We start from the raw sequence: 22,850 nt of genomic DNA, 5'->3' as shown, positions 1-22,850 counted from the left end.
CATTTCGACCACATGTTATTGGATTTTTAAAAGGAATTCCACTTGGAATTATTGCAAGCTTACTATCTTCGTTATTATTACTTTGGACTAAATAATCGATACAGTACAAATGTTTATCTTGCAAAGTCCTCTACGGTTTGCTACGACACCATAGACTGCACCGTTAACGATTATTGCCAAACTATTCACATGGAGAGAGAATGATACACAACACCAGCGAACTGCTTATTAAATATACTTTTGTCATCTTAGCTTTCATGTCCTTGGCATGCGGCATGCCCAAAAAACAAGAAGAACATATATTATGGTATACGCAACCCGCACAAAATTGGAACGAAGCGCTGCCATTAGGCAACGGCAAGTTGGGTGTAATGGTTTTTGGGAATACTGCTAACGAACGAATTCAACTAAATGATGATTCAATGTGGCCGGCAGATAGTGAAAACTGGACTGAACCCAAAGGAAACAAAAAAGATCTTGACAGGATTAGAGCTTTATTGTTTGAAGGAAAAAATGAAGAAGCTGATAAGTTTTTTGTAGAAAATTTTTCGAATAAAAAGGTCATTAGGTCGCATCAAACTTTAGGTGATTTATTCATGGATATCGACCATAAAAGCATCTCCGATTACAGGAGAGAATTAAATATCAGTAATGCGATTTCAACGGTCTCTTACAAGTCTGATGGCAAACTTATTAGGGAAGAAATATTTGTTTCCAATCCACACAAGGCAATAATTATAAAACTGTCCTCAGAAGCACCGGAAGGACTTAATACAAAGATCAGACTTAGCAGACCCAAAGATCACGGGTTTGAAACAGCAACAGTGTTTACAGCAGCAGATAATCTTCTTTTCATGCAAGGAGAAGTAACGCAAAGAGGTGGGACATTTAACTCTGAGGATGCCCCCTTAACAAAAGGAGTAAAGTTTGAAACCAGGCTTAAAATAAATAATAAAGGCGGTATAATCCAGCAAAATAAAGATTATCTTGAATTGAAAAATGTAAAAGAAGCAACCTTTTTTATTGTTTCTAACTCTTCCTATTATTTTAAAGAATACGGCAAACAGAATGATCTTGACCTGCAAGCAATAAGTTCAATAAGTTTTGACGATTTAAAAGCAGCACATATTAAAGATTATCAAAGTTTATATTCAAGACTGGATCTACAACTTACTAATGATGATTCAGATGCAATTCCAACAGATCAAAGAATCGAAAAAGTAAAAAATGGCGCTATCGATAAAGGGTTAGAAGCATTGCTGTTCCAGTACGGTCGTTATTTACTTATCTCCTCATCCAGAGAAGGTACTAATCCAGCCAATCTTCAAGGGCTATGGAATGAACATATTGAAGCTCCATGGAATGCAGATTACCATCTGAATATTAATCTTCAAATGAATTATTGGCTTGCTGACATGACTAATCTTGGAGAGCTTAACGCCCCGCTTTTTGATTATATAGATCGGTTAATTGAAAACGGAAAAGTAACCGCAATCAAAAATTTTGGTTGTCGTGGTACATTTATCCCGCATGCAACTGATTTATGGGCACCTACCTGGTTGAGAGCCCCAACAGCTTATTGGGGATGTTCCGTAGGCGCAGGTGGTTGGTTGATGCAGCATTACTGGCAACATTACGAGTACACCAAAGACTCAAAATTTTTAAAAGAAAGAGCTTTTCCTGCCATACAGGAAGTAACCAGATTTTACAGTGACTGGATCATTGAAGACCCCAGGGATGGAACACTGATCTCAGCTCCTTCCACCTCTCCGGAAAACAGATTTTTCAACGATGAAGGGAAAGCAGTGGCCACCTGTTTGGGAAGTGCTATGGATCAGCAAATTATCTACGAGGTATTTGATAATTACCTCAAAGCATGTGCTATTTTAGAAGTAAATAATGACTTTGTTGAAAAAGTAAAACAACAAAAAAATCAACTACGCAAGGGATTTGTAGTAGGTGATGATGGTAGAATCCTTGAATGGGACAGAGCTTATAAGGAGACTGAACCCGGTCACAGACATATGTCTCATCTGTATGGATTTCACCCGGGCAATATGGTAACAAAAGAAAAAAATCCAGACTTATTGGAAGCCGTCAAAAAAACATTGGATTTCCGACTGGCTCATGGTGGCGCAGGCCCGGGTTGGAGCAGGGCCTGGTTGATTAACTGCAGTGCCAGGCTATTAGATGGAGATATGGCACATGAACACATTCAATTGCTATTGCAAAAATCAATCAGTAATAACCTTTTTGACCTATGCCCTCCTTTTCAAATTGATGGTAACTTTGGTTATACAGCGGGTGTTGGCGAAATGCTGTTGCAATCACATGAAAAGGAGGTAATTCGAGTTTTGCCGGCATTGCCCGGGCTTTGGGAAAAAGGTCACATCAGAGGGTTGAAAGCTCGCGGCGGTTTAGAAGCAGATATATTTTGGAGTAATAATAAGTTGGACAAACTAGTTATCAAATCTAAATTTAATAACAAATTCGATTTGGTATATCTGGATAAAGTTGTTCCGGTCAACATGCTGAGTGGGGATACGTATATATATGAACCTCAAAATGATAAAACAACAAAACACTAACACTATATATTGTGTATTAAAAAACGGCCGTTCCTCACAAGAGCACTCATAAACTGAATAAATCACCTATTCATCATGCGATCAGTAAACGGTAGATTAATAATTTTAGCAATACTTATTATTTCCTTGACCGGTTTTGTAAAATATATACCCAGAATACTCATAATCGGTGATTCAATTTCGATAGGATACACTCCATTTGTAAAGAAAAAATTGATTAAAAAGGCAACGATCTTTCATAATCCAGGAAATGCTCAACATACAGGTACCGGATTGGAAAAAGTAGATGAATGGATTGGGGATGAAAAATGGGATATAATTCAATTCAACTGGGGGCTATGGGATTTATGCTATCGCCACCCCGATTCAAAAGTCCAGGGAAACAGAGATAAAGAAAATGGAAAAATCACTTACACAATTGACGAATATGCCTCAAATCTTGACTCAATTGTAACCCGGCTACAAACGCTAACTCAGGCAAAATTGATTTTTGTAACAACCACCTATGTTCCCGAAAATGAAGCTGGCCGATTTAAAGAGGATGCAATTCGATATAATGATGCAGCAAAAAGGATCATGAAGAAGCATTCGGTTATTGTAAACGACCTTTATGATCAATCCATTTCAATTCACCATAAATATGGAAAAGGATCAGACGATGTTCACTATACTGACCTGGGATATGAAAAACTTGGTGAATTAGTGTCCAAATTTCTTATTACAGCAATTAAAAAATAGAAGTTATTCTAAATGAGTTAATCATTCAACAACCTGGACTTCGAATATCTAAAAAACCAGAAAATGAAAAAGTATTTAGTGTTATTTATTCTTCTTTATTCGTGGTATTGCAGCACTGTAGCTCAGGAATCGGCATTGGGTATCCCCAAACCTAATGCCGCCCAATTGGCCTGGCAACAGGCGGAAATGGGTGTACTTTTCTCTTACGATCTGCATGTGTTTGATGGAAAAAAATATGAGCAAAATGGTCAGTCAAGTAACCGTACCAACCCTATTCCCGATTATCAGATCTTTAATCCCGAACACTTAAATACGGACCAGTGGATTAAGGCAGTCAAAGCGGCAGGGTTTAAATTTGCTATCCTTACCGCAACCCATGAAACCGGATTTGCGCTTTACCCATCAGATGTAAATCCGTATAGTGTAAAAGCGTTGAAGTGGAAAAACGGGCAAGGCGATATTGTACGCGACTTTGTTCACTCTTGTCATAAATACGGCATTAAACCTGGCATTTATTTGGGTATCCGGTGGAATTCTTTTTTGGGTGTGTATGATTTTAAGGTCAATGGCGAAGGAGCGTTTCAGAAAAACCGCCAGGCATACTACAATAAAATGGTTGAAGGCATGGTTACCGAAATTTGTACCCGGTACGGTGAATTGTTTGAAATATGGTTTGATGGTGGTGCCAGCCATCCGGACCTTGGAGCACCGGATGTGTTGCCCATCGTTAAAAAATACCAACCCAATTGTATATTCTACCATAATAATCAACTGGCTGAAGTAAGGTGGGGAGGTTCCGAATCAGGGACAGTGCCTTATCCCTGTTGGGCCACCTTTCCCAATGTTTATTCACATGCCGGTGATACCCAGGCTGAATATTATCAATTGCTTAAACACGGCGATCCCGATGGGAAATACTGGATGCCTGCTATGAGCGATGCTCCATTAAGAGGATATAATGGTCGCCATGAATGGTTTTGGGAACCTGGAGATGAAGCCCATATTTACCCACTGGAAAATCTGATGGATATGTATAACAATTCTGTAGGGCACAATTCTACCCTGATCATGGGCGTTACACCTGATCCCAGGGGATTAATTCCGGCACCCGATGTGAAACGCCTGAAGGAATGGGGAGATGAGATAAAAAAGAGTTTTGGAAAACCAATTGCCACGACGCATGGTGAAGGGGATGTATTAGAACTTTCCTTACCAAAAGCAACTAAAGTAAACCATATCATTCTTCAGGAAGACATTGTAAATGGCGAACAGGCAAGGAAGTATACCATTGAGGCTTCCATCAATGATGCCTGGAAGGAGGTTGGCCGTGGAGAATGTATTGGCCATAAAAGAATTCAAATCATAGATCCTGTTGAAATATCAAAGATCAGATTGGTAATTTCAGAATCGGAAGCAAAACCTAAAATAAAAAACTTCAGTGTTTACTTTGTGAAATAAAAACCGTGTAGTAATTGACAAAGAAATGGAAATAAATCCCAACGTAATCACTCCATCCACACCTCAAAGCCCCAACGCAACCAACTCCCCCGGATGATCCTTACCCCCAATAGCCAAGACAATATACTGCTTGCCGTTGATCGAATAAGTCATCGGCAATCCGGTTTGGGAAGCAGGCAACGTAAGTGTTGATATCACCTCGCCGGTAGATTTGTTGATGGCCCTTAGTTTATTGCCACCACCCCCTGCGGCCCCGTACAAGCCGGATCCTTCTCCGGCAAATAACAATGTTTTAGTCACGAGCATTCCTACCCGGTCCGGATTGCCGGTCGGAGGGAGCTTGATTTTTTTGAGTGCGGGATTATTGGTGACCCATTCGGGGGTTTCTCCATTGGGTATCATCCAGGCATGATCTCCGGTATTGAGGTTGATGGCGGTGATGCGACCCCAGGGCGGCTTGACCAGGGGCAGTCCCTGCGGTCCTCCCTGGCCAAATCCAAAACCACCGGTCCACCAGGCCACATACTTCATATCGGATATATCGGGTTCGGAAAACAAAGCCATCGCTTCGATATTGGTGGTGGAGGTTACGTATAGGATATTGGTCTCGGGATCGAGTATAGCTCCCTGCCAGTTGGCGCCGCCTGTAGCCGAAGGCAACATGAGTGTACCCTGGGTGCCAGACGGGTCATGCACTGTGATCGGAGTGTATAAGGGACCGTACTTATACCGCTTGACAATATCGAGGGCTTCTTGTTTTAATTGTGGCGTAAAATCAATCAGGATGTCTTCTGTCACCCCCTGTCGGTCGAATGGAAGCGGTTTGGTGGGAAAAGGCTGGGTAGGCGCACTTTCTTCTCCCGGGACTTCACTCTTCGGCACCGGCTGCTCTATGATGGGCCAGACCGGTTTGCCGGTGACCCGATCAAATACATAGACAAATCCTTGCTTGGATACTTGTGCCACTGCTTTAATTTTTGCTCCGTCAACTTCGATATTGGCCAGGACCGGGGGTGCCGGTAAGTCGTAGTCCCAGGTATCGTGGTGGATCATTTGAAAATGCCATATCCGCTTGCCGGTCTTCACATCCAGGCACACCAGGCTCTGCGAAAAAAGGTTGTCACCCGGACGGTGTCCACCATAGAGATCACCGGTGGCAGCTTCCAGGGGCAGGTACACATAACCCAATTCCGGATCGGCGGAGAGCGGTGGCCAGGAACCTACATTTCCTGTATATTTCCAACTGTCGTTTTTCCAAGATTCATTGCCATACTCTCCTTGCTGTGGAATGGTATGAAAGATCCAGAGGCGGTTACCGGTTCGGACATCGTAAGCAGAAATATCCCCACGCATTTCGCGCATGGATCTTGGGGCAAGTCCGGTTGGAAAAGAAGAACCGGTGATGATGACATCATTGACGATGATGGGAGGGGATGTTGATCCGATCACTGCAGTGACCGGATCCAGTCCTAGCGCTTTCCGGAGGTCTACGATCCCTTTTTCACCAAAGGACGCGACGGGTAGGCCAGTTTGGGCATCGAGGGCTATGAGTTGATAAGTTGGAGTGATATAGACGACCCGGTCTGCACCGTTTTTATTTTTCCAATAGGCTACTCCACGGCCAGAGTTTTGCCTGGGCGCATAAGCGGTCCGTGCCCCTTCGTTTAATGAATAGGTCCACCGGGTCTCGCCCGTGCGGGCATCAATGGCTGCCACTGCCCTTCGGGATCCGGCAGTAGTGAAAAGGAGCCCGCCGACCATCAAAGGAGTTACTTCATAATTATACTCCGGGGTGGGTCCGAAATTGTCCGTTTTCCACCGCCACAGGATTTTCAAATCTTTTATATTGTCTGACTTGATCTGCTCGAGACCAGAGTAGTTGGTGCTGTAGAAATCACTGCGATGCACAGGCCAGTCGCCCTCGATGGACTTGATCACTTCTTCAGCATTTTTGGGAGCATATTTATAAGGAACCAGGGGTTCAGGAGCCATGCCTGGTTTAATCTGGCTCAATAGGTTTTTATCCGGAGAGAGGGCAAGTGCGCCGGCAGGATAATTATTTAATTGAAGAAGATATGCGATCAGGGATACATATATACTATCATCATAGGCCCGGGGATTGTTTTTGGGCATGGTGTTTTTGGTGAGGTCAAACAGATTAGCCAATGGCAGATCTTTCCATTTCGATAAAAACAAACTGCCGGTCAGGGGAGGGCCGCCTTCTGTACCTCTGCCGGCAGGACCATGACAGCTCGCACATGCCGTAGAATATAGCATAGCAACCGAGACAGCTTGCTCGGTGGTATACACTCCACCCTGTGCGGTGGTAGCGATCAGTGGATCCGGCACTTTGGATTTGCAGCAAATACAGATAAGTAGTATACACGATAGTAGCAGCTTTGATACCATGGAATTCATTGAGTGAAAATAAATAATAACAGGGGGATAAAGAAGGGGGAGCAGAAGTCAAATTTTGAGGGAAGCAATTGCGTTAGCTTATGACTTCTTTGGGTGTTAGACATTAGTTAGTCGTATAGCTCTTGATTATTTGCCGCATAACAACTAATATTATCCTTTTTACTTTCGTTCCCATCCAGGATGACTACAGAACTTTTCGATCAGGAATTTCAAAATTGTGCAAGTCAATTAAAGTCCTATATTTTAAGGATCACCACGAGTGTCCCAGATGCCGAGGACATCATGCACGACACCTATATTAAGGCACTCGACAAACTAGCTACGTTCAGGTCAGAATCCAGTCTAAAGACCTGGATTTTTGCCATAGCTTCCAATCTGGCCAAAGACAATCTCCGCGTACAAAAGCGCTGGGTAGAAAATGTTACGGATATCACCAAAGCAGCTGCGTTGGTCAACCGGCCATTTTTTGAAAAAGCGATGGAAATCAGGACCCATTCGCCGCAGGGTCAGTACGAAGCCAAAGAACATATAGTCCTATGTTTTACCTGTATCTCCAAATCCCTGCCCCTCGAACAGCAGCTCTGCATTTACCTTAAAGAAGTGTACTCATTTAAAGTCCCCGATATCGCGGTCATCTTGAATACCAACGAAGCGATGGTCAAATATTACCTCCATACCGGCAGGTCAAAAATGATCGATATCTACGAAGGACGGTGTGCCCTGATCAATAAAAATGGAGTCTGTCACCAATGCTCTGAACTCAATGGCATCTTCAATCCCAAACAAAATGCCCAGGAAGAATTGATGAAGCTGGACCTCGTGAAACAAGCCACCAATAAAGACAAAGAACACCTGTTTGACCTTCGGATGAAAATTTTACAGGAAACGGATCCGTTCGAATCTCCGGCAGCTGACCTGCAACTCTTTCATTTAGAGCATAATAGGCAGGTGATGGAAAAAAGGATGGAAGCAACTGCCTCCTGATCCTATCATTTTCTATGGCTGAATCGTCCAAGTTATTAAATATCTAGCCGATGTCAACCATAGAAATAGCAGAAACCGTCAAAACTACTTTTAGCCGTCAGACTACCGTCAGCACCGATATCCAGGCGGATACATCAGTGATCTGGGCCTTACTGACCACCGCTGATGATTACGCCAGGTGGAACTCCACGGTCACCCTACTGGAAGGTAAAATAGCTCTTGGCGAAACGGTCAAACTTAAATCGATCCTCGATGCCAAACGCACTTTTAAGCTGAAAGTAAAAGAAATGGAAGTCAACAAAAAACTGGCCTGGGGCGATGCGCAAGGCACGCGCGTATACACGTTGGATCAAAAAACAAATGGATTGGTCACCTTCACGATGAGAGAAAAAATCGGAGGTTTGCTCTTCCCCCTTTTTGCAAAAATGATACCCCCATTTGACGAATCGTTTGAACGATTTGCAGCAGATTTAAAACACGAAGCAGAATTAATCATGCAATCTAAATAAGATTAAAGGATGAAAACCATACAAGTCACTTACACCGTGCAAGCCGGTTTTGCAGCACAGAACAAAATCAATATCCAGGCAGTGATGACGGACCTGCAACAACTCCATCGTGCAGGACTATTATATCACGCCTGTATCAAAGAAGACGACAAAACATTTATTCATACGGCTATCTTCCAATCTGATGATGACCAAAATTTTTTAAATGAGCTGGCTTCGTTTAAGTTTTTTCAACAGCAGCTCAAGGCCAGCGGTCTGGAAGTGCCCCCCAAACAAGAAATATTAATTTTGATCGGATCATCTACAAGTTTTTGATAAAAAATAAAGCAATATGAAATATAAAATAGGAAGTAAAGAAAAGCCCTTGGTATTAAAGACGCCTCCGTTGACATCCGGGTATACCATGCATGTAGATGAAAAGGATGGCAAAGAGGTCCTGGTATGTACAGTAGGTAAAACGGTATTGCACTACAATCCAGCATGCCTGGAAGACTTACATAAAATGCTTATAAAACACGCCGATTGGATGGAACTAGGCAGTGCGGATGAGCAAAAACCTGCCAAAGAAGGCACCGTAGAAGCCTGGGGCCGCTCAGCAAATAATCCTGTGGGTGGGTGGTATGGTCTTAAAAAAGGACTTCGCGGCCGATTTGGTATGTATATCCCACCGTTGATGGAAGCACTTGGGTTAGCTGAGGTGACGCATGAGGCCAGGGGAAATAAGATGAAAGCGATGTAAAAAGTCCTAGCGGGTAGAAGAAGTCAAGTCTGAGCGAAAGCCAGTGGAGCTCGCTCTATGATTTCTTTATGTGCTGAACAAAAACGGTTCAATCTAAAATGGTTGCAAAGTTTTACTAGTCTACCCCACAACCCCTCCGAACGGGAAGCTTTAGTCCAGCTTCAACACAAAATCTACTTTTTTGACATCCCGGGCATTGGGGCCCACGAAAACTTCAAATAGTCCGGGTTCAGCTATATACTCTAACCGGGTATTGTAAAATTTTAAAAGAGACTCCTTGATATCGAAGCTTACTGTTTTACTTTCTCCGGGTTGTAGAGTGATTTGTTCGAACCCTTTGAGTTCTTTCATGGGTCTGGAGATAGACCCTACCACATCCCGGATATACATTTGTACGGTCTCTGTTACCGGACGGGTACCGCTATTCATGACCGGGATGGATACCTTGATCGTACCGCCTCCTTGCAAAGTTGCATTGCTAATATCAGGATTGCCATATTGACAGGAAGAATAAGTCAGCCCATAACCAAATGGGTAAAGAGGTTCGTTGGGGATATCCAGGTAATTTGATTTGAATTTAGAAAAAGCTTCTCCGTGGTAAGGTCTGCCAGTATTGAGCATGGCATGGTATACAGGAATCTGTCCTACGTGCACCGGAAAGGAAGTCGTCAACCTTCCCTGGGGAGACTGATCTCCAAATAGCACATCTGCTACGGCATTGGCCCCCTCCGTACCGCCAAACCAAACATCCAGGATTGCGTCCATATTTTTTGATTCCCAATCGATAGTCATAGGGCGTCCATTGTATAAAATCATGACAATCGGCTTGCCAGTTTTTTTCAAGGCTTCCAGAAGTTTTCTTTGACTGGCTTGCAACCCAATATCCGCCATACTTGCGGCCTCACCGGTCATATCGGCAGCTTCACCGACGACAGCTATGATCACATCTGATTGGCGCGCAAGAGCCAAGGCTTCGGATAACATGACATCCGGGCTTCTTTTATCTATCTCAATCTCCTGGCCGAATACGTTGACTTTTTTTGCAAACGTGGTATCATCGCTCAGATTGGCCCCCTTGGCATACCGGATAGTGCACTGCCCACCAGCTACAGTTTTTATACCCTCCATGACCGTCACAGCTTTGGTATAATCGCCCGACACTGACCAGGTGCCTAGCATATTCCGCCGGCTGTCTGCAAGCGGACCAATGACCGCGATACTTCCTTGTTTTTTAAGGGCAGGATCGAATTTTTATTCTCCAGCAGAACAAAAGTTTTTTGCAGCCGTAGCCCTGGCAAAAGCGCGCATCTCTGCTGAGAGAATATCTTTTTTTGCACGCACCGTATCAAAGTATTTATAAGGATCATCAAACAAACCAAGGTTGTATTTGGCTTGAAGCACGCGTCTGCAAGCCTGATTAATTTGATCCTCCGATATTTTTTTTCTTCCAATGATTTTTTGAGTGTCGTGAGAAAGCCTTCACCCACCATATCCATATCAACCCCGACGCGTAAAGCTCTGGCAGACACTTCCTGCAGATCACCGATGCCATGGTTGACCATTTCGTTGATAGAGGTATAATCGGTCACGATGAGACCATCGAAACCCCAGTCCTTTCTGAGTACCTGACTCAACAGATGTGTATTGGCAGTAGCCGGAGTATAGTCGACTACGTTAAAAGAATTCATCAAGGATCCTACTCCGGCATCAACAGCTGCTTTATAGGGAGGTAAGTATTCATTGTACAGTTTTAAAGTGCTCATATCCCCCGCTGCATAATCGCGACCTCCTTCGGCAGCACCATAAGCGGCGTAATGTTTGACACAGGCTAGCATAGTCATAGGATTGGATAAGTCTGTACCCTGGTATCCCTGGACCATGGCGGCCGCTATCTTGCTACCTAGGTAAGTATCTTCGCCCGATCCTTCGGAAATGCGACCCCAGCGCGGATCTCTTGCAATATCTACCATGGGTGAAAAAAGTCCACATCAGGCCATCCGCGGTGGCTTCTTTGGCAGCCATTTGTGCGGATTGTTTTATAAGGGACATATCCCAGCTACAAGATAGTCCTAGTGGGATGGGCAAGATGGTTTGGTGGCCGTGGATGACATCCATACCTGTGATCAGGGGGATGCCTAGACGACTCTGCTCTACAGCCAGCTGCTGAGCCCGGCGGGTGAGGTCTGCCCCGCGTATGCCAAATATCCCTCCGACCTGGCCGGTTTTGATTTTCATCTCTACATCTTTGCTGACTACTTCACCAGTGACTGCACCACCCGGTGTCAGGAGATTGAGCTGACCGATTTTTTCTTCAAGGGTCATTTTTTTTATCAAATCCTCTATAAAGGCATTGGGTTGGCCATCAGTAGGGGCGGAATCATTCGTATTACAGGCCATCAAGAGAATAAACCCAAATACACAGGCAGAAAAATGTGTTTTAAAAATAATTTTCATAGAGCGAATTTAAACTTACATGATTATAATCCTAATATCCTTTCTGCAGGATCAATGGGATAGTTATAAAATTGATTTGGTAATAGTATCCCAAGTCACTCAGAAATATCCTGCATATTAATGTATTTTCCATTTATCCATTTTTTACAAGTAAGGGAATTACTCAATGCCATGGGTTTGAGCAACGATTTTCCCATCAGCATCCGCACACACTCTTGAACCCCTTCGATGATAGAGGGATGTGGATGGACGCATTCGGCCAATTCCTCTATGCCTTTGCCCATAGAGATGAGTAGAGCTACTGCCTGAATGGCACTTGAAGCATGGTTTCCAACTACTTTCATCCCTAAAATCTGCATTTGCTGGTCATCCCTGGTGATCAATTTGATAAAACCCTGGGTATTGCGTTTGGCGATGGCCCTTGGTATGGTGGCATAATCCAAAGTAGCTACTCTATAGTCGAGCCCTGCAGCCTGGGCTTGCAGTTCATTTATACCTACGCTGGCAACTTCAGGGTTTAGAAACATGATATTACTGATATTATCATAGACCAACTGGCGGGATGGTCGGCCAAATATCTTTTCGACAGCATGCCGACCTTCAAGCTCTCCTATATTGACCAGAGAAATATCTGAGGTAAGATCACCCACAGCATAGATATTGGGTATATTGGTTTGAGTGCTCAGGTTTTCTACACCCCTTTGATGCATCATGAGCCCTAATTCTGATGGAATAAGATTGTCCAGATTGGGGGTGCGGCCCACAGATACGAGCGCTTTTGCTACGGAAAGCGTCTCTGAGGTACCATCGTCATATTGAATCGTGTACTCCACATGGCCATCCACGATCTTCATGTCTGCCAGTTTTGATTGATGATGAATCACCACTCCATTGTTTTCCATATTTTGCTGGATGATATCGACCACATCTTTATCTTCAAATGGAAGAATCCTGGCACCTTTGTCAATGAGGTATACTTTAGTATGCCCAAATGAACTGAATATAGTAGCATACTCACAACCAATCACTCCCGCACCTACAATCACCAGACTTTCGGGGAATGTTGACATATGCTCAATGCCATCGCTGGTCATTATTATTTTTTCATCAATAGGCAACTCCGGTAAATAGCGGGGTTTGCTACCGGTAGCCAGGATGATATGATCTGCATGGACGATCTCTTTGTGCCCGGGGGTAGCAATTTCGACAGTGTATTGGTCCAGGAGCTTTGCTTCGCCGATCCTGTATTCAAAATAATCATCGGCGGTATTGATAAAACAGCGCATCTGTTCTTCCAGCAAATCTTTTCGTTCTGCTATTGCTTTTTGAACCTCACGATACACTTCTTCAAAGTCGATGGCTGGTGCCTGTATGTTATACTTCTTCAACTGTTTTCTTAGTGCAGCTACATCCCTGGAGAGTTCCCACCAGGTCTTTGACGAAAGAGCTCCATTGTTCATGCCGGCACCTCCGAGCCGATCGCGCTCGATCAATAATGTTTTCTTTTTAAAATCGTGCGCCCGCATGGCTGCAGCAAATCCTGCTGGTCCGGCGCCGATAACTACCAGATCAAAGTGGGTCATAAGTCAAGATGGTTGATAAAGCTTGTATAACTAGGTATCATTGAACAATCAAAATACTCAATAGTAGGAATGAATGTTTGAGGTAAACCTCTTATGTTTAGAGAAGACTCAAACCAGACCTTCACCCGCCATAGATAAATGATCTAATTAACTAAGATACTAACTACCTTTTCATCGGGCACCATATCCTTATCTACAATCCCAAATGATCCAGCTTTATAATTCCAATTGGCATAAGACACATGGTGTTTTTTAAAGATACTGACCATATCCCTATACCAGGCAAGCTTGGGAGGGATAGGTGCTTTGTCTATGATACCAAATTCGCCACAATACAAAGGCAGATGTAGCTTCCTGGCCAGCTGGAATGGTTTTGACATCATTTTTTCCAGGGTATCCCGGTTGTATATTTTCTGTTCTTCAAGAGTAGTCCCATTGACCACTATTGGGCCGGGATAATTTACCTCACCGGTAAAATCTTTTAGCTTTGTCCAAGAAGCTCTGATATGAGATAGATAAAAGGGTTCGTAAAAATGATAAGAAAGGATGATGTTGCGATCATGGGCAGGCACTTTGAGTTGGTCGAAAGTCTGCGCTGACTGCCATCTGTTGGAGCCGATCACGATAGTACGGTTCGGTTCCAGATCCCGAATCACTGAGACCGCACGGGCTATGAGATGGTTCCACTGTTCCGGATCATCTGCTACAGGTTCGTTCATGATTTCGTAGGCTACCAGCCCTTGTGGCCAGGTATGTAAAAACCCGGAGAGGTCTTTCCAAAGAGCGATAAATTTATCTTGTTCTTCAGGTTTGGTCCACAGGGGTTTTTCAGCAGCATTAAAATGATGTGAACGCAATATATGGAGATCGATGATTACTCGCAGACCTGAGCGCTCGCACCATTGAATGCAATCACCCATCAACTTAAACGCTTCTTCTTCCCGCCGGCCATCCAGCGTCCATAGTTGTTCTTCGTCTACGGGTAACCGGATATGATCAAAACCAGCCTGATGAATATATTGAATATCCTTTTCTGTAAAAAAACCGGATCGTTCTGTTCCGCGGCGGGTGCTTTGTGAAAGCCAATGTGCAATATTAGTCCCTTTGTTGATTTTAAATTTATGGAAGGGTGGAGAAGACGCAACTGCAAGAAATGACAAAAACAGGAAGGGCGCCAACAAAACAAACAAGTAAAATGATCTTTTCATAAGTTGAGATTGAGCTTTTAAAGATAATCATTACAACAATGGTATTCCAGAGTGATTAGATAGGTGGATAAAAAAACATAGGAAAGTAAACGCCATCCAGAGAAGGAACTCCACATTTTAGTAGTATCTGTCCTGCCAGGCTGATTGTGCAGCCATGTTCTCCCAAAGCAGAGTACTTTTGCAGCCCGCATGTTTAAGGCAACATCAATAAATAAACTTCCAAAATTTGGTTTCAAAATTATCATGGTTCTTTTAAGCATGTATCTGTTAGGCTTTACCCTCATTTACCTTGTCCAGGACAGATTCATATTTCAGCGACAGATCTTGCCAGCAGATTATCGTTTTAGTCATGATGCAGAAGAAGTTTTTATCCCATCATCGGATAGTGTCCTACTCAATGCATTGCTGTTTCACAGCGCAGAAAGTGCAAAGGGACTGATCCTCTACTTTCATGGCAATCGTCATTCGCTGGACCGCTGGGGCAGATACGCAGCCGATCTCACTACATTGGGGTATGATGTGCTGATGATAGACTATCGGGGTTATGGCAAAAGCACCGGCTACCCTTCGGAGGCAGGTCTGTACCAGGATGCCGAAGCTACCCGGGCCTGGGCAAAAGAAAAATTTCCCGATCAGCCCCTGATCTATTATGGCCGGTCACTCGGTACAGGGGTTGCCACTGCTTTAGCGGTACAGCATGAGCCTCAAAAAATAATCCTGGAGACCCCATATGATGAGCTCAAAAATGTAGTGCCCTGGTATTTGAGGGTCATGCTGTACATCATCCCCTTGAGGCATAGCTTTCACAACAATGATAGAGTGCCAAAGATCCTCTGCCCCATCCTTATCTTGCAAGGCACCGTAGATCCTATCGTTCCCCTATCTTCTGCCTTGGGGCTGCGTCCTTTGCTCAAACCTACCGATCAATTTGTAATCATAAAAGGAGGTAGCCATAATAACCTGAGCAGGTTTGAAGAAAAACGCAATGCTTTAGCGGCTTTTTTAAAGTAATAAAGCGGATCAGTTGCGATCTGCCGACCTTTGAATTTTCGATTCCTGTATTCTTCCTATCTTATCCTGTGATTTAATTCATGGAACGGGCTTTGATAATATTATTGATTCTTTATGTGGTCATTTGTCTGATCATCTATTTTTTCCAACATTATTTTTTCTTTCGTCCGGAGATTTTACCTCGTCACTTCACCTATAAATTCCCTTTCCCTTTTGAAGAGCTGGATTTTAAAATGGAAGATGGAGGTAGTGTCAACGCGATTCATTTTAAAGTTCCTAAAAGCCGTGGCATCGTCTATTATCTCAAAGGCAATAGTAGGAGCATCAAAGGTTGGGGTAAGTTTGCCAAAGATTTTTTGGGCAATGGTTACGATTTTTTAATGATTGATTACAGGGGATTTGGAAAAAGTAAAGGCAAAAGAAACCAAGCGCTATTATTCAGTGATGCTCAATTCGTGTATGAATGGATAGCCGAATCTTATCGGGAGGACCAGATCATCTTATATGGCAGATCGCTCGGCTCCGGTGTAGCTGCTCGCATAGCCTCCTGGAATCATCCAAAACTGCTGATCCTGGATTCACCTTATTTTAGTTTTTATTACAACATCCGGCGCTATTTGTTTTTCACTCCTTTAAAATGGTTGATGCGATATGATCTTCGTACAGATCTATATCTTGCCGAAGCCTCGTGCCCCATCCATATCATACACGGTGATCTTGATAGATTGATTCCGTATACTCAATCCGTAAAATTAAAAGACTTGTATCCTGACAAGATCTCCCTGCATCAAATCAAAGGAGCCCATCACAATAATTTGCCGGACTTTGCAGCCTACTTCGAGGTCTTGTATGAGATATTATATGTCAAACCATCCGCATCATGGCCCTTGTAAAAAAAACTGGAATCAATTTTACCAGGGTATTCGACATACTCGCTTATCAACGGGAGAAATACCCCAATGCCAAAGCGCTTAGCTCCAGAGTCGATCATCAATGGAAGTCTTACTCTATTTACCAAATCCAGGATCGGATAGATCATGTATCTGCCTGGTTGATGGCAAAAGAATTGACCAAAGGCGATCATGTAGTTCTGGTACCGGAGGCAGGATCGCCGGAATGGATGATACTGGACTTCGCGTGTCAGCAGATCGGAGTGATCTCCGTGATCTTATATCCAACGTTGAAAGCAACCGAAGTGAAACGGATCTTATCAGAGGTCGATACAAAAATTTGTTTTTGCGCTACCACCGGTTTGTATGACTTGTATGGCACTGTTTCAAAAGAGGCCGGCATACCACTGGAGGTTTTTCATCTTGAAGAAAATCAGGATGGATATTTTACAGCCTTAACAGAATTTAAATTATTAGAGACTCAACTCAACATCATTCAGGTAGTATCCAGAGAAATCAAAGAAGATGACCTTCTGTGTATCCTCTACACTTCGGGCAGTACCGGGGAGTCAAAAGGAGTCATGCTCTCTCACGCCAATGTGGTTTTTAATATCAAAGCGATCTTGTCACTGGTCCCGCTGGAGTATCATTTTAATACGGTTAGCTTTCTGCCGTTTGCCCATATTTTTGAGCGGGTCACTTGTTATGCCTATATGGCTTTTGGGGTTTCGGTGTATTTCAGTCAGGACAGAGATCACTTCTCCCGGGATTTTAAATCTGTCAGACCTCAAGGTTGTACCAGTGTGCCACGGGTACTTGAGAAATTGCATGAGTTTGCCAACCTAAGAGCACAAAAATCATCTGGATTGAAAAAATGGGTTATCCAATGGGCGGTAGACCTTGGTGAAAAATTCGATATAACTACTCAGCAATCACCATTATATCAGGTCAAATTATTTATAGCCAGGCTATTGGTATTAAATAGATGGCGAAGATCTCTAGGGGGGCGAATGAAATATATGATTGTAGGCGCGGCTGCTTTGAGGCCGGAGATTGGCAGGTTTTTTACAGCGGGAGGAATACGGATTATTGAAGGATATGGCATGACGGAGATGTCACCGTTAATATCCATCAATAGATTCGAACCCGGGATGCAACGATGGGGCACGGTGGGACTAGTCATACCCGGAGTAGAGCTTCATTTAGAAAATATAAACGAGAACGGAGAAGGTGAAATCTGGGTTAGAGGACCCAATCTCATGCAAGGATATTTTAAAAAACCAGCCCTTACCCAAGCGGTAATCAATCAGGATGGTTGGCTGCAAACGGGCGATATAGGCAGATTGATAGAAAGCAAATACGTGCAGATCACCGATCGGATAAAAGATCTTTTCAAAACCTCCGCAGGCAAATACATTGCTCCGACACCTCTGCAGTTACATTTTACAAGATCCATTTATATAGAAAGATGCCTCATCATTGGTTTTCAACGACCATTTGTAACGGCTTTGGTTGTACCCAATTTTGAGATGATAGAGACCTGGTGTCTTCAACACGATATACACTATACCTCCGCAGAGTATATGGTACATAATATCAAAGTAAAAGCTTTGTATGATCAGGAAATAACCCGCCTTAACGAAGATCTGCCAGGTCATGAACGGGTGCGCCGATATATCCTGTGTGCCCAGGACTGGACTCTTGAAAATGATGAAATGACTTCAACCTTCAAACCTAAAAGAGATTTATTGATACAACATTACCAAAAAGCCATTGAGGAGATGTATGGAGATTACGCTTAAGTAAAATTTTTTACTAGCTTAATTTTACTTCGTTTTGAACAAAAACTCCCATATTGTAATAGCGGTGGTTGCGATTTTTTTGTTGAATATAATGGGGTAGAAAGCCTTTATTATAAAAATTTTTACACCACTTGCTTGCACAAATTCACCAGGGTCTAACACATTTCTCTTTGTAGCTGGCCATTACAAATAATTTGGCTTAATTTTATCAAGGATATGTTCGCTAAGTTTAGATTCAGACTTTGAGGGACACTTTCACCAAATTAATCGATGTATTATTATGAATAGAAGATCCACTTTAAAATCTCTGGTCACTGTATCAGGTGCCTTACTCACCCTGCCGGGTTGGGCTCGGTCCTGGAATTTGCAATCCATACAATCCTATGTGTCTTCGTATTCACTTGCTGAGCAAGACACCCTCTCAGCGGTTGCAGATACTATTATTCCCGCTGGGGACTCAATAGGTGCCTTATCAGTGGGAGTAGATAAATTTCTTCAAAAGCTATTCGATCGGTGTTATGAAAAGGAGATGCAGGACAATATCAAAGTACAGTTGGCATCCCTCGAAACCAAGGCGCAGGCTATTTATCAGACTTCTTTCGGTAACAGTACTACAACCCAACGCGAAAACATGTTGATGAACGTGGCTAAGTCTACTAATAAGGATGAAAGCGACTTTTTTAAACTTCTAAAATCTGAGACCATCCGCGGATTCAATACTTCCGAAGAGGTGATGACCAAATATTTAAATTATAAAGTGGCTCCGGGACATTTTTATGGGAGCGTGGAGGTGTGAATTTGGGCAATGGGCAATAAGCAATGGGCAAAAGTGCGGGAGACACCCTCTAGGGCAGGGGTTGTGCGGAAGAATGCATAAATAGACAATAGACAATAAGCAATGAGCAATTTGCGGACGAAAATGAAAAGTTAGAGAATTGCCAGAAAGTGAAAGCACATGGCAGTTTGCTCAAACCTGGATAAAAAAAATCTTTTGCGTCTCTCCAGGATTAGGTAGCGCGACCATAATCAAAAAATATAAATCATGGCAAACATCAATATATCTTCTCAAAAAAAACGAACCTATGATGCCATCGTCATCGGATCAGGTGCCAGTGGTGGCTGGGCTGCTAAAGAGCTCTGTGATGCAGGACTCAAAACGCTCGTACTCGAGCGCGGTCGTGATGTAAAACATATCGTGGATTATCCTACGGCTTCAAAAGCACCGTGGGAATTTGAATTCCGCGGTACCGTACCACTCGAAAAAAGAGTGGGTTATCAATTTGGCCGATTCATGAGAGAAGAATCACTGCATTGGGCACTCAAAGACGACGAGCAGCCTGTGATCTATGAAAAGCCTTTCCGATGGTTTCGCGGCTATCATACCGGTGGGAAATCCTTGCTATGGGCCAGGCAGACCCAACGCTGGAGTGATTATGATTTTGAAGGACCTGCCAGGGATGGTTTTGCAGTGGATTGGCCTATCCGGTACAAAGACCTCGCACCGTGGTATGATCATGTGGAGCAATTTGCAGGTATCGCCGGCAATCGCGATGGCATCGACGAACTGCCAGATAGTATCGTGCAGCCAGCCTTTGAGGTATCCCATATAGAGACTTATTTTAAAGCGCAGCTCGCCAAACATTTTCCTGATCGTCATCTTATAGCAGGTCGATGTGCACACCTTACCGATCCACAAGCTATCCATGTCCAGCAAGGCCGTGGTAAATGTCAAAATCAAACCATGTGCAATCGTGGGTGTATCTATGGCGCCTACTTTAGCGCCAATGCATCTACTATACCCTGGGCCCTGAAGACCAAGAAAATGACCATGCGACCGGATGCCGTAGTTCATTCCATTATCTACAATGACAAAAAAGACCGTGCTACCGGTGTCCGCATCATCGATCGCAATACTCATGAGATGATAGAGTTTTATGCCAAAATTATTTTTGTCAATGCCTCTACGATCAACAGTAGCGCGATCCTGCTCAACAGCACTTCCACCCGATTTCCCAACGGCTTGGGCAATGACAGTGGAGTACTAGGCAAATACCTTGCCTGGCACAATTATCGTGGCAAAGCCAATGCTCAGTTTGAAGCATTACTAGACAAACGCACCGATGGGCGCAGTCCAACCAATAGTTATATCCCCCGCTTCCGCAATGTCAAAAAGCAAGACACTGATTTTCTGCGTGGCTATGCCATCGGTATCGGTGGTGGCCGTGGCATGCGTTCCGACACCAGCATGATAGGGGACAAACTCAGAGATAATATCTTGCATCCGGAGCTTGGGCCCTGGAATATCTCCTCCTGGATGATGGGTGAATGTGTACCCTCTGAGTCCAATCACCTGCGCCTCAGCACAGATCTCAAAGACAAGTATGGCATACCTCAGATCATCCTGTCTTGCGACTGGACTGAAAACGACGATAAGATGGTCGCCGACTATGTAGAACAATCCAAAGCTATGTTTGAAGCAGCCGGTTTTACCAATATCACTGCCAATGATACCAAATCACCTCCCGGCTCCGACATCCATGAGATGGGTGGCGCCCGCATGGGTCACGACCCAAAAACCTCCATCCTCAATGCCTGGAACCAGGTGCATGCCTGCAAAAATGTATTCGTGAGTGACGGAGCTTGTATGACGAGTACAAGTACCCAAAATCCGACGCTGACTTTTATGGCGATGACTGCCAGGGCTGCTACGCATGCTGTCGAGGAACTGAAGAAGAGGAATATCTAGCCGGAGGTAGTTGACATGTTGAGATAGCCTCCCCAAGTTTCGGGACACCATGTTTAGGAGGAGTGCCTATTGCCTCCCGAGAATTCGGGATGCCAGGTAGTCAATTAAGGGTCACCAGTTCAGAACCCCTTTATTCCGTGTCAAATTTGTATTATCTTTCGGTACTAACTTTTAGAAACATTAAACCTTTCCGATGAAACCGTCACTGCTAATTTTCGCATTTTTTATTATTGAGTTTTCTTTGCATGCGCAGCCGGATCAAGCCGTCGTCATCGGCAAGGCCGACAGCATTCATTCCACCATATTAAATGAAAATAGAAACATCCTGGTCCATCTGCCCTCCGGATATAACGATAATCTTTATAGTGCTCAACGATATCCTGTGATCTACCTCCTGGATGGTGATGCGCATTTCCCTTCAGTGGCAGGCATGGTCCATCAATTAAGCGAAATCAATGGCAATACGATATGCCCGGAGATGATCATCGTAGCCATCCCCAATACGGATCGCACCCGCGACCTCACGCCTACGCATGTGGAGAGTGACCTACCCTATGTCGATAGAGATTTCGCCAGAACTTCCGGGGGTGGCGAAAAATTCATGGCTTTCATTGAAAAAGAATTGATCCCTTACATAGATGCTTCCTACCATACACAACCTTATCGAATGTTTATTGGTCACTCATTTGGAGGTCTGACAGTGATCAACACCTTGATCCATCACAAAGATATCTTCAATTCTTATGTCTCTATAGATCCAAGTATGTGGTGGGACCATGAGCGATTGCTCAAAGAATCACAGGCGGCATTAAAATCAGTATCCTTCGAGGGTAAGAGCTTGTACCTGGGTATCGCTAATACCATGGAGGACGGCATGACCATCAAAAAAGTAAAAAAAGATACTTCGGCCAATTCACGCCATATACGCTCCATACTCAACCTCCAGGATCATCTTCAGAAAAATCCTCAAAATGGATTAAAATACATGGGCAAATATTATGATGGTGATGACCATGGTTCAGTACCGCTGATCACGGAATATGATGCCTTGCGATTTATATTTAAAGATTACCCTATACATTTTAAGCCAAATGATTTTAAGGACACCACGGAGGCCTTAAAAAACAAGATCGTAACGCATTATCAAAAAATCTCTAAAATCTATGGCTATACCATCGCCCCCGCTGAGTCTATGATGAATGGCATGGGATACCAGGCACTTGGAAGCAAACAATACACCAAAGCCAAAAGTTTTTTCTCATACAATGTTGACCAATACCCCGGATCCGGCAATGTCTATGACTCTTATGGCGATTATTTTAATGCCATCGGAGACAAGCCTCATGCTATCGAACAATTCAAAAAAGCATTGAGCATCAAAGAAAGTCCGGAAACCAGGAAGAAACTGGATGCACTGGAAAATAAATCGATGGCAGCATCCAATACAAGTCTGCAAGACCTTGATCTGTATGTTGGAGAATATATACTCCCGGGAGAAGGGATCGAGATTAAGACCTTTGTCAGAGACGGAGCATTGAGAATATTGGCTACAGGACGGGACGAGGCCGAACTCGTTCCAGCGAAGACACATGAATTTACGGTCAAAGGAGTAACGGGTTATCTAATAAAGTTCGACATAGTCGATGGTAAAAGTGTTGGGATCGGTCTGGATGTACCGGAGGGTATGTTTAAAGCGGTGCGGAAAAAGCCTTAAGGCAAAGC

At 43.7% G+C, this 22,850-nt stretch carries 16 protein-coding genes and 1 pseudogene; 13 read left to right on the top strand and 4 right to left on the bottom strand.

Going from position 1 to position 22,850, the window contains the following annotated elements:
• Positions 1-200 precede the first annotated feature (200 nt).
• The 3 genes from IPJ09_15005 (at position 201) to IPJ09_14995 (ending at position 4,784) form a co-directional block, all read left to right on the top strand.
• Positions 201-2,588, top strand: a complete 2,388-nt coding sequence (locus IPJ09_15005) for a glycoside hydrolase family 95 protein (GenBank protein MBK7372717.1) — start codon at positions 201-203, stop codon at positions 2,586-2,588.
• A 75-nt stretch (positions 2,589-2,663) separates the two neighbouring features.
• Positions 2,664-3,326 carry an SGNH/GDSL hydrolase family protein gene (locus IPJ09_15000; GenBank protein ID MBK7372716.1) on the top strand — a complete coding sequence of 221 codons (663 nt, stop codon included), beginning with the start codon at positions 2,664-2,666 and terminating at the stop codon, positions 3,324-3,326.
• A 63-nt stretch (positions 3,327-3,389) separates the two neighbouring features.
• Positions 3,390-4,784 (top strand): alpha-L-fucosidase, encoded by a 1,395-nt coding sequence (locus IPJ09_14995; protein ID MBK7372715.1) that lies wholly within the window; start codon positions 3,390-3,392, stop codon positions 4,782-4,784.
• Between the two features lie 63 nt (positions 4,785-4,847).
• On the opposite strand, the gene IPJ09_14990 is transcribed toward IPJ09_14995, so the two are convergent.
• A complete protein-coding gene (locus tag IPJ09_14990) occupies positions 4,848-7,193 on the bottom strand; it encodes a PQQ-binding-like beta-propeller repeat protein (GenBank protein ID MBK7372714.1) in 2,346 nt (781 codons plus the stop codon).
• Positions 7,194-7,382: 189 nt separating this feature from the next.
• On the opposite strand from IPJ09_14990, the gene IPJ09_14985 reads away from it, so the two are divergent.
• The 4 genes from IPJ09_14985 to IPJ09_14970 are packed head-to-tail and all read left to right on the top strand — an operon-like array spanning position 7,383 to position 9,434.
• Positions 7,383-8,186 (top strand): RNA polymerase sigma factor, encoded by an 804-nt coding sequence (locus IPJ09_14985; protein ID MBK7372713.1) that lies wholly within the window; start codon positions 7,383-7,385, stop codon positions 8,184-8,186.
• Positions 8,187-8,236: 50 nt separating this feature from the next.
• Positions 8,237-8,695 carry an SRPBCC domain-containing protein gene (locus IPJ09_14980; protein MBK7372712.1) on the top strand — a complete coding sequence of 153 codons (459 nt, stop codon included), beginning with the start codon at positions 8,237-8,239 and terminating at the stop codon, positions 8,693-8,695.
• Between the two features lie 9 nt (positions 8,696-8,704).
• Entirely contained in the window at positions 8,705-9,010 is a 306-nt protein-coding gene (locus IPJ09_14975) for a hypothetical protein (protein MBK7372711.1), read from the top strand.
• Between the two features lie 16 nt (positions 9,011-9,026).
• A complete protein-coding gene (locus tag IPJ09_14970; GenBank protein MBK7372710.1) occupies positions 9,027-9,434 on the top strand; it encodes a hypothetical protein in 408 nt (135 codons plus the stop codon).
• A gap of 150 nt (positions 9,435-9,584) precedes the next feature.
• Here IPJ09_14970 and bglX read toward each other — a convergent pair.
• From bglX to IPJ09_14955, 3 genes and pseudogenes are all read right to left on the bottom strand, one after another.
• Positions 9,585-11,888 (bottom strand): annotated as a pseudogene (bglX, locus tag IPJ09_14965) (beta-glucosidase BglX).
• Between the two features lie 95 nt (positions 11,889-11,983).
• The gene (locus tag IPJ09_14960) at positions 11,984-13,471 is read right to left on the bottom strand and encodes an NAD(P)/FAD-dependent oxidoreductase (protein ID MBK7372709.1); all 1,488 of its coding nucleotides are present in this window, start codon (positions 13,469-13,471) and stop codon (positions 11,984-11,986) included.
• Between the two features lie 143 nt (positions 13,472-13,614).
• A complete protein-coding gene (locus IPJ09_14955) occupies positions 13,615-14,679 on the bottom strand; it encodes a cellulase family glycosylhydrolase (protein MBK7372708.1) in 1,065 nt (354 codons plus the stop codon).
• A 243-nt stretch (positions 14,680-14,922) separates the two neighbouring features.
• Between IPJ09_14955 and IPJ09_14950 the strand changes: the two genes are divergently transcribed.
• The 6 genes from IPJ09_14950 to IPJ09_14925 all read left to right on the top strand — a co-directional run bounded on the left by IPJ09_14950 (position 14,923) and on the right by IPJ09_14925 (position 22,842).
• Positions 14,923-15,690, top strand: a complete 768-nt coding sequence (locus tag IPJ09_14950) for an alpha/beta fold hydrolase (protein MBK7372707.1) — start codon at positions 14,923-14,925, stop codon at positions 15,688-15,690.
• 80 nt (positions 15,691-15,770) lie between these two features.
• On the top strand, positions 15,771-16,583 hold the full coding sequence (locus tag IPJ09_14945) for an alpha/beta hydrolase (GenBank protein MBK7372706.1): 813 nt from the start codon (positions 15,771-15,773) through the stop codon (positions 16,581-16,583).
• Entirely contained in the window at positions 16,571-18,382 is a 1,812-nt protein-coding gene (locus IPJ09_14940) for a long-chain fatty acid--CoA ligase (protein MBK7372705.1), read from the top strand. Before IPJ09_14945 ends, IPJ09_14940 begins: the two co-directional genes overlap by 13 nt.
• Positions 18,383-18,662: 280 nt before the next feature.
• The gene (locus IPJ09_14935; protein ID MBK7372704.1) at positions 18,663-19,178 is read left to right on the top strand and encodes a gluconate 2-dehydrogenase subunit 3 family protein; all 516 of its coding nucleotides are present in this window, start codon (positions 18,663-18,665) and stop codon (positions 19,176-19,178) included.
• A gap of 246 nt (positions 19,179-19,424) precedes the next feature.
• Positions 19,425-21,128 (top strand): GMC family oxidoreductase, encoded by a 1,704-nt coding sequence (locus IPJ09_14930; protein MBK7372703.1) that lies wholly within the window; start codon positions 19,425-19,427, stop codon positions 21,126-21,128.
• A 193-nt stretch (positions 21,129-21,321) separates the two neighbouring features.
• Positions 21,322-22,842: an alpha/beta hydrolase gene (locus IPJ09_14925; protein MBK7372702.1), complete on the top strand. Its 1,521-nt coding sequence runs from the start codon at positions 21,322-21,324 to the stop codon at positions 22,840-22,842.
• The last annotated feature ends 8 nt before the right edge of the window (positions 22,843-22,850 follow it).

The organism is Saprospiraceae bacterium, assembly GCA_016709995.1.
Lineage (GTDB): Bacteria > Bacteroidota > Bacteroidia > Chitinophagales > Saprospiraceae > JADJLQ01.
The sequence above is the reverse complement of the archived record's forward strand: the minus strand, read 5'-3'. Positions and strand labels throughout refer to the sequence as shown.

What these genes read in the sequence shown, in the direction of transcription:
- IPJ09_14975 (MBK7372711.1), top strand. Translation starts at nt 8,705, where the DNA reads ATGAAAACCATACAAGTCACTTACACCGTGCAAGCCGGTTTTGCAGCA.
- IPJ09_14980 (MBK7372712.1), top strand. Translation starts at nt 8,237, where the DNA reads ATGTCAACCATAGAAATAGCAGAAACCGTCAAAACTACTTTTAGCCGT.
- IPJ09_15005 (MBK7372717.1), top strand. Translation starts at nt 201, where the DNA reads ATGATACACAACACCAGCGAACTGCTTATTAAATATACTTTTGTCATC.
- IPJ09_15000 (MBK7372716.1), top strand. Translation starts at nt 2,664, where the DNA reads ATGCGATCAGTAAACGGTAGATTAATAATTTTAGCAATACTTATTATT.
- IPJ09_14990 (MBK7372714.1), bottom strand. Translation starts at nt 7,193, where the DNA reads ATGGTATCAAAGCTGCTACTATCGTGTATACTACTTATCTGTATTTGC.
- IPJ09_14950 (MBK7372707.1), top strand. Translation starts at nt 14,923, where the DNA reads ATGGTTCTTTTAAGCATGTATCTGTTAGGCTTTACCCTCATTTACCTT.
- IPJ09_14995 (MBK7372715.1), top strand. Translation starts at nt 3,390, where the DNA reads ATGAAAAAGTATTTAGTGTTATTTATTCTTCTTTATTCGTGGTATTGC.
- IPJ09_14925 (MBK7372702.1), top strand. Translation starts at nt 21,322, where the DNA reads ATGAAACCGTCACTGCTAATTTTCGCATTTTTTATTATTGAGTTTTCT.
- IPJ09_14945 (MBK7372706.1), top strand. Translation starts at nt 15,771, where the DNA reads ATGGAACGGGCTTTGATAATATTATTGATTCTTTATGTGGTCATTTGT.
- IPJ09_14935 (MBK7372704.1), top strand. Translation starts at nt 18,663, where the DNA reads ATGAATAGAAGATCCACTTTAAAATCTCTGGTCACTGTATCAGGTGCC.
- IPJ09_14930 (MBK7372703.1), top strand. Translation starts at nt 19,425, where the DNA reads ATGGCAAACATCAATATATCTTCTCAAAAAAAACGAACCTATGATGCC.
- IPJ09_14985 (MBK7372713.1), top strand. Translation starts at nt 7,383, where the DNA reads ATGACTACAGAACTTTTCGATCAGGAATTTCAAAATTGTGCAAGTCAA.
- IPJ09_14955 (MBK7372708.1), bottom strand. Translation starts at nt 14,679, where the DNA reads ATGAAAAGATCATTTTACTTGTTTGTTTTGTTGGCGCCCTTCCTGTTT.
- IPJ09_14960 (MBK7372709.1), bottom strand. Translation starts at nt 13,471, where the DNA reads ATGACCCACTTTGATCTGGTAGTTATCGGCGCCGGACCAGCAGGATTT.
- IPJ09_14970 (MBK7372710.1), top strand. Translation starts at nt 9,027, where the DNA reads ATGAAATATAAAATAGGAAGTAAAGAAAAGCCCTTGGTATTAAAGACG.
- IPJ09_14940 (MBK7372705.1), top strand. Translation starts at nt 16,571, where the DNA reads ATGGCCCTTGTAAAAAAAACTGGAATCAATTTTACCAGGGTATTCGAC.